The 12478-nt window shown below is 67.7% G+C and carries 10 protein-coding genes; 2 read left to right on the top strand and 8 right to left on the bottom strand.

Annotation, left to right across the window (positions count from 1 at the left end; all coding sequences use genetic code 11):
- Positions 1-72: 72 nt before the first annotated feature.
- The 4 genes from DFQ13_RS30255 to DFQ13_RS30245 all read right to left on the bottom strand — a co-directional run bounded on the left by DFQ13_RS30255 (position 73) and on the right by DFQ13_RS30245 (position 5780).
- Complete coding sequence (locus DFQ13_RS30255) at positions 73-999, bottom strand: helix-turn-helix domain-containing protein (RefSeq protein ID WP_146241408.1); 927 nt, start codon at positions 997-999, stop codon at positions 73-75.
- Entirely contained in the window at positions 936-1271 is a 336-nt protein-coding gene (locus tag DFQ13_RS33370; protein ID WP_146241407.1) for a hypothetical protein, read from the bottom strand. The genes DFQ13_RS30255 and DFQ13_RS33370 overlap by 64 nt, the downstream gene beginning before the upstream one ends.
- A 2301-nt stretch (positions 1272-3572) precedes the next feature.
- Complete coding sequence (locus DFQ13_RS30250; protein WP_110082249.1) at positions 3573-4208, bottom strand: HAD family hydrolase; 636 nt, start codon at positions 4206-4208, stop codon at positions 3573-3575.
- 228 nt (positions 4209-4436) lie between these two features.
- On the bottom strand, positions 4437-5780 hold the full coding sequence (locus DFQ13_RS30245) for a helix-turn-helix domain-containing protein (RefSeq protein WP_110082248.1): 1344 nt from the start codon (positions 5778-5780) through the stop codon (positions 4437-4439).
- Between the two features lie 192 nt (positions 5781-5972).
- Between DFQ13_RS30245 and DFQ13_RS30240 the strand changes: the two genes are divergently transcribed.
- Both DFQ13_RS30240 and DFQ13_RS30235 read left to right on the top strand, forming a co-directional pair.
- Complete coding sequence (locus tag DFQ13_RS30240; RefSeq protein WP_110082247.1) at positions 5973-6740, top strand: hypothetical protein; 768 nt, start codon at positions 5973-5975, stop codon at positions 6738-6740.
- Positions 6737-7939: an acyl-CoA dehydrogenase family protein gene (locus DFQ13_RS30235; RefSeq protein WP_110082246.1), complete on the top strand. Its 1203-nt coding sequence runs from the start codon at positions 6737-6739 to the stop codon at positions 7937-7939. The genes DFQ13_RS30240 and DFQ13_RS30235 overlap by 4 nt, the downstream gene beginning before the upstream one ends.
- Before the next feature lies 1 nt (position 7940).
- Here the strand turns inward: DFQ13_RS30235 and DFQ13_RS30230 are convergent, their stop codons facing one another.
- The 4 genes from DFQ13_RS30230 to DFQ13_RS30215 all read right to left on the bottom strand — a co-directional run bounded on the left by DFQ13_RS30230 (position 7941) and on the right by DFQ13_RS30215 (position 12437).
- A complete protein-coding gene (locus DFQ13_RS30230; RefSeq protein WP_267897671.1) occupies positions 7941-8375 on the bottom strand; it encodes an NUDIX domain-containing protein in 435 nt (144 codons plus the stop codon).
- 145 nt (positions 8376-8520) lie between these two features.
- The gene (locus tag DFQ13_RS30225; RefSeq protein WP_110082245.1) at positions 8521-9147 is read right to left on the bottom strand and encodes a prepilin peptidase; all 627 of its coding nucleotides are present in this window, start codon (positions 9145-9147) and stop codon (positions 8521-8523) included.
- Between the two features lie 116 nt (positions 9148-9263).
- A complete protein-coding gene (locus DFQ13_RS30220; RefSeq protein ID WP_110082244.1) occupies positions 9264-10463 on the bottom strand; it encodes an FAD-binding protein in 1200 nt (399 codons plus the stop codon).
- A complete protein-coding gene (locus tag DFQ13_RS30215; RefSeq protein ID WP_233438643.1) occupies positions 10464-12437 on the bottom strand; it encodes an ATP-binding protein in 1974 nt (657 codons plus the stop codon).
- Positions 12438-12478 lie beyond the last annotated feature (41 nt).

Genomic DNA, 12478 nt, shown 5'->3' with positions numbered 1-12478 from the left:
CAGGGACGGCGATGGTGTATCGCGGAGTCGGGCGCCTGCTTCCGACGCCAGTGACGTGTTCCGGTTGACGTGTCACGGGTACAGGCCCGCCGTGCGTTCGTGATCGGCGGCGAACCTGGCCACCAGGTCGACGCTTTCGTTCGGGGAAGCAGCGATGGAGAGCAGATCGGCGAGCATCTCCTCAACGGCCTGGGTGTCGCAGGGGGCGTCGAGCAGTCCGGAGGCGGCCTCGGACCACAGGTGCACGACGGTCGGCCTGTCGGTGATCCGATACACCGCACAGCTACCGGGGCTGCGGTACCCGCCTTCCTTGAACGGGATCACCCGCACCGTGACCGGTCTGCCCCGCGCCAAGGCCGCCAAGTGCCGCAACTGCAGCGCCATCGCCATCGGACCACCGACAGGGCGACGCAACACCGCTTCGTCCAGGATGATCGTGCGGTCTGGTTGCGTGATACGCAGCAGAACTCTCTGCCTGCGGGCGGCCCGAGTGAGTGCCGCTTCCACTTCGCCTTGACGGTTCCATCGCAACGCCCGGGTGTACTGGGGGATCTGAGCGACCAAAGGGATTCCAATGGCAGAAAACTCCAATGCCGACCGGGCCGCGCTATCGACCGCCAGAACAGCGCCATCATGGGCTTCGACGGTGCCCGGGACCTCCCACCAGCCGCCCTCGCGCGGTCCCTGCGCAAGAGCCACTATCCGGGCACGCTCCGTCCGCGTCGGCTGATAGACCGCCAATGCGGCTCCCACCTCAGCCGGTTCGAACCGGCGTGCGGCGTTCTCCGAACGGTTCAACGTCGCAGGCGACATCCCCAACCGGGGTGCAGCCTGCCGAGTCGTGAGCCCGCAATCGCGACGACACTGGGCCAAAGCCATCCCCAGTACCCGATGCCAGATGCGAAGGTCCGTAGCCATCCTGTCCTGTTTCACTTTCACGCCGCCGGATTCGTTCCACGGGCGTTCTGCACCTGAGGTCGTGATGACGACTTCATCCACGATTGGGCAATCAAAGTCAGTCCTTGTTGATCGGCCCACTGCAAAGTCAAAGGCTTCGGGATCGTGGCCACCATCGGCTGCGGTCCCTCGATCACCGGGCCGGGAAATCGCGCCTCTGAGATGATGAAACAACGCCGCTCCTCAATGCAGACCCCCCGGAACACCGCGATCGCATCGTCGCCCGAAGCCAATCGGAACGTGTAGCCACCCACGAAGACCCTTGAGCACGCCACTCGCCCGACCCGCGCAGACGGCGTCACCTGACGCGTCATCACCGTTCACCACCAGGCCAAGCTGGGCCAACCGGGAACAGTCCCTTGACCAATGCGCAGGCGCACCACGAACACAGGAACAGGCCTGCAGGACGACGAACTCCCACCGTGTCAAGAGGAATCTGACACGTGCTCCACACCCAGTTGTCCACATTGGCTGGAGGCGGACGCAGCACCACGTGCACCTCATCCGGAAAATATGAGTTCGACCCCCACCACACCACCGGCCGCCCGACCTGAGTATCGCAGCCCCTGTTGGACAATGTCGGTACCTTCGACCTATTGCTCACCACATCACCTCCACGATGGACAGATGGGCCCGCAACGCCGCCTCGACAAGACCGGGGCGCAAGCGGTCGAGGGCGCGGGTGCTGCGTGTATCGCCACGTGGCACTGCCATCTCGGCTCCTGAAACTTATGACTAGGGCATGGATTGCTGCTTCGACTGCGAATCGAAAACCACCTCTGAGACACGTTGGAGCGGGTGTCCCACTGGCAACCATGGGTCATGTGGAGCGATCACGGAACGACCTGTTGGTGCACTTATGGCGCACTTGCGGCGCACCTGTTGTCTTACCATCAGGCGCGTCAGAATCGTAAGGCAGGAGTTGAACGCTTACGCTGGCCCGAAAGGGTCGCTATCTATGGGTGCTGATTTACGTCCGATCGGGATTCATGTTGTGACACTGTTCAGCGTGTAAAGTTTTGGTACAGTCATATTGATTTCATCGTATGAAACACTTACGCTGATCGGGTGAATGATCTGGGTGGGTATCATTGCTTGAGGCTCGCCTCTAAGCTGGGTGTTTCAGAAAAAGGAGGCGACTGACCGTGGTGGTGCGGAGTTGGACCGGTAGCGAGGCGGCGGCGCTCCGCGCCGCTCTGCGGATGAGTGTCCGGGGGTTCGCCGACCATCTAGGGGTCGCCCCCCGGACAGTGAACAAGTGGGAATCGTTGGGGTTCGACACGACACCGCGGCCGGACATGCAGGCAGCTCTGGACACGACCCTGCGGAGGGCGAATGCGGAGGAAAATCAGCGTTTCGAGTTGCTGACAAGTCCGAAAGACCTTGCGGAGGAGGAAGTGGGGCATTCCTCCGTCTTGCCTTCAACGCCGGCGTCGGTTGTCATAGCTGAACCGAAAGATTCGGCCCAACTCGGTGCTGATCTGGCTTTGCTCAGGTCCTCGCTTGACAGGTTGGACGATCGACTTCGTCGTTCGATTCAGATCGTCCCACAAGCTCCACTGTCCGTGACGCCTGCGTCCATGACGGTCCTGCCGGTTTTGGGTGGATACCCTGACGGTGGCGAAGCAATTTCGGAGTCGGATTTGGTCCACGCCGCCATTCCCCGTCTTCGGCGATCGCTTGACAGTATGGACTTCCCTGATGACGGGCCTGTCAGGCCCACGGCCGGTTTGTGTTCAGAGGTTATTGACTGTGTCAACGACCGAGTTCAATCCCGGTATGTAAATTTGGCTCGAAAGTTGCCAGATCTGATAACTGAATTGGCTCGTGCTGTTCACATGGCTGGGCCTGGGTGTGAACCGCAAGCCGCATCACTTCTGACATTGGCCCTGCGAGCTGCGGATGGTGTTGCCTTTAAGTTCGGGTATCTCGATCTTTCGGCGCGCATCATCGACCTGATGAGGATTAACGCCGTCGCCTCAGAGGATCCCGTCCTGCAAGCAGCGGTGGCGTATGTCCGGACAGAGACGTTCTTCGCGACAGATGATCTGGACACCGCAACCCGTGTTCTGGTCTCTGCGGCCGACCAGCTCGGTATGACAGGCATGTCGTCGGCATCCCAGATCGCCGGTTTCGGGGCATTGCACATGCGGGCAGCGGTGGTTGCCGCGAGGGCTGGGAAATCGGATCGGGCTGCTGAACATTTGCGAGAGGCTCGTTGGGCGGCTGACGCCGTTCCTGAAGGTATATATTCGGGAACGGCTTTCGGGTTGTCCTCCCTTCGTATCCATGAGCTTGCTGTGGCGGTCGAATTGGGAGACTCATCCGGGATAGAAGCTGCAGGCCGTTGGGACCCGCCTGATCACCTCCCCGCCGAACGCCGTTCGCACTACTACATTGATCTCGCTCGTGCTCGGCTCAGCATCGGGCAGCAGGAGAGTGCTTACCTGAGCCTCCTGTCGGCCCGACGGGCCGCCCCGGAACACACCAGGACTCATCCACAGGTGCGGCAGTCGTTGTCCATGCTCTTGCGAGTGCATCGTGCTCCTGACCCCGGGCTGCTTGACCTCGCAGCTTGGGCGCGAGCTCGCTGACCGGCCGCTGGTCTGCAGCACCTACACCAGGTCGACCAGTTCGTCCAGCGAGTCGATGACCCAGTCGGCGTTGGCGCGCACCTGATCGTCTTCGGCTCCCAGGTATCCCCATGGTCCTCGACGGATGAGCGCGGTTCGCAGGCCTGCGGCAGTGGCGGCGAGGATGTCGTTGTCGCGGTGATCGCCGACGTAGAGGGTCTGTTCGGCGGTCCCGGGGACCATGTCGAGGACGCGATCGAAGAACTCGGGTGCGGGTTTGGCGACACCCCACTCGCCGGAGGTGGCGATGGCGTCGACCGGGAGGTCGAGTTCGCGGAGCAAGGCGGCGACGCGAGCTGTCTGGTTGCCCGCGACGCCGACCCAGATGCTCCTGTCGCGGAGTCGAGCCAGGCCGGACCGCACGTCCGGGTAGAGGTCGGCCTCCTCGATCCGTTCGCCGAGGCCCGCGTTTTCGCGCAACTGCCGTTCGTGGTGGAGGTCGAAGCCGGGACGGATGTACTCGAACACCGCCGCGTTGTCGCGGCCCATGGCGGTGACGGCGCCGACCAGTGCTGAGATGGTGTGTGCGGGGACACCGACCCAGTCGGCCCACGCCCTCCACTCACGGGAGTCGTCGATCAGAGTCTCGCCGATGTCGAACACGACCGCTGTCAGCATGCGAGTACTTCTATCGCGGAAGGGTTGTCTCGCGCGAACTGCCACTCGGCGTACCCGACGGGGCGGAGCCCGCAGCGACCCGTCTCAGCCGCGAGAGCCCGGTGGGTTCCATAACGAGCGCTCCAGCACCAGTGTTCCCTGCTGACCGAACAAATCGCTTTGGCCGTTCATGGACCTTTCGTGACCCTACTGTCACGAAAAGGTTCAGGGACGCGGTGCGGAGCCTGTTCAAGCCGCGAGGCCGACGCGATCGGCGAACTCTCGCAACCCGGGTAGCCCGGTGGAGCCAGGGTGCCTGAGCAGGGTGTGGGTGATGTGCTGGATGTGGCTGCGGTGGCGCACTTCGTCGGGGGTCGCGCGTTCGGCGGCGAGCAATGCCCGGTAGCAGTGTTCGGGTTTGCCCCATTGGTGGTAGGCGCGGGCGACGTCGGTCCAGTACTGGCCGCGCCGTTCCGTGGTGGGGATTGCGGCAGGGTTGATCCGGGTGGCGATGTTGATCGCGGCTCCGGGGTCGCCCAGGGCGCGGGCGATGCTCACCCGGTAGAGGCCGACGCCGGTGGGGCCGAACGTGATGCCCCGGTGGTTGGTGTCACCGACCTGGCGGGCGGCATCTGCGGCTTCGCCGATGAGGGTGTGCGCGGTGTCGCGGTCGCCGCTGACGGCAGCGGTGTAGGCGGCGGTGGACAACAGCGACCCGTACACCGCCAGGTGCTCGGGGGCGTGTCCGGCGTGGTGTTGGAGCTCGGCGGCGGTGTCGAGGACGAGGCGGTTCGCGACCTGGGCGCGGCCAGCGCGCCGCAGCACCATGCCCCACGCGCGGCGGGCGGTCGCGGCGGTGAGGATGTCACCGCTGTCGTAGGCGGCCTGCAGGGCGCGGTCGGCCGTGGTCCAGGCCAGGTGGTCGTGGCCGACCTTGACCAGCAGTTCGGTGCTCAGCGTGTACAGCTCCGCCACATCCGCAGCGTGCCGGGAGGTCGGTGCGTGAACGCGGGCGCCCGTCGCGGCGGACAGCAGCCGTGGCAGGGCGGCGGTGACCTCGGCGTAGCGGCCGTGCTGGAACAGCGCCCGCACCCTGGCGACCTCGCCGGTGAACTCCGCTGCCGGGACGGCCGCGTCAGGCGGGCTGAGCAGGACTTTTTCCAGCGCGACCAGCGGGTCGGCGGTGGCTTGGGCGCCGAGGAACGCCGTCCCGGCGAGACCGCCGAGTCCAGCCAGCAGTGTGCGTCGACGCATCGGGTCGGTCTCCTCGTCCGGCCTCAGGATGGCCTTGACCCTAGCGGTGGGTGACGGGATCGGCACGGTCCTCGCCCCCGTGTCGACCAGTCCGAGCAGTCGCGCGGGGATGTCGAGCGCGTCGGCGAGGCTGCGCAGCACCTTCACGTCACGCAGCGGCTGTCGTCCGGTTTCCAGCCGCGACACGGTGGAGGACGAGTAGCCGCACCGTTCACCCAACTCGGCGAGGGTCATGTGGTGTGCTTCGCGCACCGCGCGCACGACCGCGCCCAGGTCGCCGGAGGCGAGCGCGGCGCGCACCGGGCCGCTGCGCCAGATCGGGTCTGTGACGTCGTCCATCACCGTGTCCCTTGCTCAACGCGTGGTTTGCAAGCGTAACCGAGCGGACACGCTGTGTGCGAGCTGGTTTGCGTCGTCCGCAACCTGCTCCCGGAGGACGCAACCCTCCTGGTCGTAGGCCGGTCACGGCTACGACCGTGGACGCGAAGGCGGCGACACCGACCCGGCTGGCCGCCATCCAGGGAGGCGACGATGGTCAAGGAATTCACCGCGGCGGAGCTGACGGCGACCGGTCTGCTGCACACCGGACAGGGGGCGCGGATCAGCCCGCGCGCGGTGTTCTTGCCCGCCGATGAGGAAGGTGTGCAACGTCCGGTTGTCGTCGGGACGGGAGCGGTGATCGAGGCGTTCGCGGTGATCCACGGTGGCGCCACGATCGGCGAGGGTGCGCGGATCGAGGCGCACGTCACGGTGGGGTGCCCGGAGCTGGGCTACGCCGTCGGCCGGACCCATCCGGGTGCTGGTGCGGCCACGATCGTCGGCGACCAGGTGGTCCTGCGCTCGGGTGCGGTCGTCTACGCCGGGGTCGAGCTGGGCGCGGGGGTGCTGGTCGGGCACCACACGCTGCTGCGCAGCGCGGTCACCGTCGGCGCGGGCAGTCTCCTCGGGCACCACCTCACCGTGGAACGCAACACCCGGATCGGGCGCGGGGTGCGCTGCTCGCCCGGCTCGCACATCACCAGCTCCACTCGAGTCGGTGACCACGTGTTCCTCGGCGCCGGGGTGCGCACCATCAACGACAAGACCCTCACCTGGCGTGACCCGGACCGCGAGCCGGTACTGGTGGCGCCCCGGTTCGAGCCCGGAGCCAAGATCGGAACGGGCTGCATCGTGCTCGGCGGCATCACCGTCGGCGCACAGGCGCTGGTCGGCGCCGGTTCACTGATCACCCGCGACGTCCCGGCCGCAACCATCGCCTACGGCCACCCGGCCCGCGTCCACGGCCAGGTGACCCGGTGAGCGGCGAGGCGATCGACCTCTGGCTGCACCCGCTGCGCCACTTCCTCGACCCCGCCGGAACGGCCGACTGGCCACGGCTGGTCGAGCTGGCCACGGCGCTCGACGAGGCCCTGGTCAACCACCCGCTCGGCCCTGCCCTGCTCCCCGGCCAGCAGCGCAGCCAACGGCTGCTGGGAGTGCGGCGTGCGCTGGTCGCCGACCGCGGATTCGGTGAGCAGCCGCCGCTGTGGCAGCTACTGGCCCAGTTCGTGTGCGGCTACCGAGACCTGGACCTGCGCGACGCCACCGGCTTGGGCCACGGCAGGCTCATCGCCCGCCACGGCACCGACCGGACCCGTACCCGGTGGCTGCCGCGGTTGACCGCCGGTGAGCTGGCCGGTGTCGCGATCACCGAACCGCACGGCGGCACCCGCGTCGGGCAGACCCGCGCCCACGCCATCATCTCCACGAACGGGACGTTGCTGCTCAGCGGCCGCAAGTGCTGGATCAGCCGCCTGAGCGAAGCCGCGGTGTTCGTGGTGTTCTTCCGCGACCCACACGGGCGCCTCGCCGCGGCTGCCGTCGACGCCGCCGACCCCGGCCTGCGTCGCACCCTGGTCCCGCCCTCGGGACTGGCCGGGTGGAGCTGGGGGGTGCTCGACCTTCACCAGGTGCGCGTGCACCCCGACGACGTTCTGCGGGGAGACGGGATGACGCTGCTGCGCGAGCACTTCGCCACCTACCGGCCGTGGGTGACCGCCACCGCCCTGGGCGGGGCAGCCGCGGTGTTCGACTCCGTCACCACCGCACTGGCAGGCAGGGACATCGACCGGATCTGGGACAACGCGCTGATCACCATCGGTCGCACCCACGTCCAACTCACCACCGCCCTACTGGGCTGCGCGGTGGCCGCGCACCTGGCTGAACAAGGCCACGCCCATGCCGAAGCCTGGGGTGCGGCCACCAAGGCACACGGTGTCGACACCGCCCACACCACGACCGCCGAACTCGCGCTGCTCCTCGGCGCAGCAGGGTTCCGACACGACACACCGATCGCGAAAACCCGCCGCGACCTGGCCGGGCTGCTCTTCGCCGACGGCATCCACGACAGCCTCTACCGCAGCGCGGGCCGCACCCACACCACCACGCCGATCACCATGCCCGTGCAGCGCGAGAACAACCCCGCGACCCCGGCCACGCCCATCAAGGCCGTCGGGTAGGTCAGGCGACGCGCACGCCGTGCTCGCACAGGGCGGTGACGCCCTGGCGGACCGCGTCCACCGCCACCGCGAGCCGGTCGGCCAGCAGCGGTTTGACCTTCTCCCGCGCCTGCTCGATCGTGTGGAACCCGGCGGAGAGGACCTCCCCGTCAGCGAAGGTCAACCCGGTCAGGTCGGCCTCATCCAGGACACCACCGTCGAAGACGAACACCACCCCCTCGGGCCTGCTGTCCTGCGGTCGCACGTAGTCGACCACCAACAGCGCACCCAAAGACCGGCGCAGCCCCAACTCCTCGATCAACTCCCGCGACGCCGTCGCCCACGGCGACTCATCCGCCTCCACCGCACCACCGGGAATCTCCCAGTTCGGTTTGTACGACGGCTCGACCAGCAACACCCGGTCGTCCCGGTCACGCACCAGCACGCCGGCGGCCATCCGCTTGCGGGCCAGCCCGGCAACGTAATCCTGAACCGACAGAACTCCGGCAGGTCGCGGCGACACATCCATCCGCAGCACCCTAACCACCCGTCCCCACCCCGACTCATCGGGTGCGACCATGTCGGACCGGTGGGGCCCACACCTAACCGCCTGATCCGAGCACCGCGATCAGCGTCCCGCCCAGAAGGCTCGGTCCGGCTGGTACTTCTTCTCCGCGTTCCACTGCTCCCAGCCGGAACACCGACAACAGCATCACCCATCCGAGGATGGTGCTCGCCACCAGCACTGGCCAGCCCACCCACGCCGAGGTCATCCCGAGCAACCCGCCGAGCCTGACGTCCCCGCTTCCGAGTCCGCCGGTGCACAACGCCAAACCGAGATACACCGCGATCATCACCGCGCACCCGACGGCAGCCCGTCCCAGCCAGGTGTATTCGCCATGTGCCGCTGCGGCGGTGACGGCGCAGGTTCCCACGCCCAGGTAACCGGCAGCCAGAAGGGGGTTCGGGAGTCTCATCTCGACCATGTCGATGACGGCCAGCGGGGTTGCGACCACCACCAAGCAGCTCACGAGGACGAGGTTCTCGGTCGACGACGTCTGCCAGCCGAGCGCGCCGAAGAGGATTGCGGTCATCAGCGCGCCGGTCCCCGCCGAGTACAGCCCGGTGTCGTCGCTGCTCGTCGCCAGCATGCGGGTGCTGCGGTTGCCGATGGCCCCGGCCATGGCGCCCAGCAGGCCCCAGGTCAGTGGGTGAGTCCAGTGGTCCATGCTTTTGCCACTAACGCGGACGCAGCCGACCGGTCGTGTCCGGGAAGTTGTGCATGGCTCGGTGGTGGCGGGAACCGCTCCTTGTCTCGACCACCTCGCCGGGTGCGGCGCGGTGGTCAGGGGCGGGGGAGTGGGCCGAGGTAGATCGTGCCGTCGTTGTCGGTGACGAGTCGGTCCAGGGCGTGGTTGATCTCGATCATGTCGGTTCCGGACACGGGTGCGGTGGGCACGGCGGTGCGCAGCAGGGCGAAGAGGTGGAAGACGGTGCCCGTCGGCAGGTGCATCGCGGGGGTGCGCATGCGGTTTCGTGTGAAGGGGTAGGTGAGGACGGTGCCGCGTTCGCCGATCTGGTCGAGGGTGGTGGTGTCGAGAATCCGGTGGATCGCGGTGTCCGCTGTGGACTCGGGGAGGAAGTAGTTCACCCAGGGGTGTGGGCACAGCCAGTCCCCGATTTCGCGCATCCGCCGCTCGCCGTCGCGCAGCCGGATGGCGAAGGCGTGGTAGTCGAGCTCCTCGTACTCCTGGTCGTCGAAGCTCAGCGAGGTCAGATCCGCCGGGGCATCGGCTGCCTTCCTGGGGTACTGCACGAACTCCAGTTCGTAGCGCCAACCATTGCCGGTCCACTTCGCCTGGCCTTCGAGGTAGTCGGCGTCCGGGAGGGACATCGCGCGGCGCTGGTCGGACAGGAACACCGTCAGCGACGTGTAGCGCAGGACGTGCCGCCGGACGGTGTCCGGGGCGGGGGTGAGGGGCAGTACGGCGGTGGTGATCACGCCGTGGCGGCCACGGCCCGCGCGGATCGCGTCGAAGACCTCACTGTTCCGGTGAGGTGAACACCCCACCAGGCCGACGTCCGGCGTGACGGCGTCGAGCGCGGTCACGTTGTCGGTTTGGGCACCGTACTTGTGGCTTGCGCCGCCGATGCCGCCGACGGAGAGGGTGCCGCCCACCGACAGGCCGAGGTAGTCGGTCAGGACGGGTGGTGTCATGCCGACGCTGAGCGCGGTGTCGAGCACGGTGTACCAGGTCGCACCGGCCTCGACGACCATGCTGGTGCCGTCGACGTCGCGTACCTGCGCCATCTTTTCCATGTCGAGGATGAAACCGCCTTCGACCTGTGCCTGCCCTGCGGTCGAGTGCCCCTGCCCCCGTGCCAGCAGAGGCAACCCGCGCCGGTGTGCCTCGCGCACCGCTTCGGCCACCTCGTGCTCATCGGTCGGGGTGAACACCGCCTCGGGGGCATCGTGGACCCGGTGCCCGAAGTCGTCTGCCGCCCGTGTGAACACCGGGCCGTCGGTGATCGGGTCCAGCGCCATTCAGCCACCCCCTGTGATCGACACCTGCTCCTCCCGTAGCCGTTCCAGCTTGCCACGGACAGTGCTCGCGCGGGGGTCCTGCAACTCCTCGAAAGCGTTTGCCGCGTCCTGCCACGCCGCACTTGCCAGGTCCGGGCTTCCCTTGCGCTGTTGGAGGTCACCCAGCGTGGTCATCGTTTGGGCGTAGCCCCAGCGGTCGCCTATCTCGCCGAGGATGGTTCCCGCGTGGTGCAAGGATTCGATGGCGCTGGGCCAGTCCTCCAGGTCGGAGTACACCGCGCCCAACTTCTCCAGTGAGCACCCCTCGGCCTGTCGATCCCCGAGTTCGCGGAGCACCTCGACGGCTCGGTGGTGGTAGTCGATCGCCGTGTGGTGCTGCCCGAGGAGACGACAGGTGTCGCCGAGGTAGGACAGGGCGATGGCCCACCCCCACCGGTCGCCGAGTTCGGCGAACCCGCTCATGGCGTGGGCGAAGTGGTGGGCCGCGTGCCGGGGTTCGGCCACGGCGGCGTAGCACCGGCCCAGCCCCACCCTGCTCCACGCCTGCCCGCTCCGGTCGTCGATGGAGCGGCGAACCCGCAGCGCCTCGTCGTAGAACCCGATGGCGGTGCGGGGTTGCCCGAGGTCGATGTGGGCGTTGCCCAGGTTGTTGAGGAGCCACCCCTGCCTGGCCGCGTGGCCGCGGCGGCGGGCGACATCAAGGCTCAGCACGTGGGCCCGGGTCCACAGCGACCAGGGCTTGCGTCGGTAGAAGTAGTCGCACAGCACCACGGGCATCGCCGTCGCGACCTGGACGAAACCCTGCTCGGCGGCGACCCGGGTGACCACGGCCAGGTTCTTGAGTTCGTCCTCGCACCACGTCGACGCGGCGTCGATGTCGTCGAAGGTGATCGGCGTGACCCCGGTGACCGGGTCGTCGAGGACGATCGGCTCACGCTGGGGGGACAGGCTGTGCGCGGCGGCTGCTGCCGTGTGCAGGTACCAGTCGAGGACGCGACCGAGCGCGCCGCGCCGATCGTCCTCGGATTCCTCGACCTCGGCCCGTTCACTCGCGTAGAGGCGGATGAGGTCGTGGAAGCTGTACCGGCCGAGGTCGGGTTGCTCCAGCAGGTGGGCGTCGACAAGGCGGTCGAGCCACCGCTGGGTTTGCTGTGTTGTCGCCCCCGCGAGCGCCGCCGCGGCGTCGAGGCCGAAGGTCGGGCCCGGGTGCAGGCTGAGCATGCGGAACAGGCATGCCGCCTCGGCGGGCTGGGCCACGTAGGACCAGGAGAAGACGGCACGGATGGTCGTGCTTTCGTCCCCACCGGCGGACAGCGCGTCGAGGCGCCGGGAGCGCGAGGACATGATGCCGGTCAGGCGCGGTAGGGCGAGGTGCTCGTGGCTGGTCACCCGCTCGGCGGCGATCCGCAACGCCAGCGGCAGACCGCCGCACTGCCTGGCCAACTCGTGGGCCGCCTCCTGGTCCTCGGTCACCCGGCGCCCCACCACCAGGGTCAGGAGCGCCACACCCTCGACGTCGGAAAGGGGATCCAGGGTCAGCCTGACCGCGCCGTCCCGAGCGCAGAGCCCGCCGAGCCTTGTCCGGCTCGTCACCACCACCAGGCACCCGGACGACGACGGAAGGAGGGGGCGGACCTGGTCGGAATTCACTGCGTTGTCCAGCACGAGCAGCACCCGCTGGTTGCGCAGCATGGTCCGCAGGCTCGCCGCCCTCGCTTCCAGGTGCCCGGGGACTGCTTCGGGCGGCATCCCCAGGCCGACGAGGAAGTCCTGCAGCACGTCTGCGGGGTCTGCGGGCTTGTTCGACGGGTCGTGACCGCGCAGGTTCGCGAACAGGGTGCCGTCCGGGTAGCGATCCGCGATGTCGTGCGCCCAAGCGACCGCGAGGGCTGTCTTGCCGATACCCGCTGGACCGTCGATGCCGATCAGCGGCATCCACTTCCCGACCGTGGCTCTGCCCACCTCGTCGGTCATCTGCCGCATGCTGGTGTCCCGGCCCACGAGGAATCGGCTCC

It is taken from the genome of Actinokineospora spheciospongiae (genome assembly GCF_003182415.1).
Classification (GTDB): domain Bacteria; phylum Actinomycetota; class Actinomycetes; order Mycobacteriales; family Pseudonocardiaceae; genus Actinokineospora; species Actinokineospora spheciospongiae.
The sequence above is the reverse complement of the archived record's forward strand: the minus strand, read 5'-3'. Positions and strand labels throughout refer to the sequence as shown.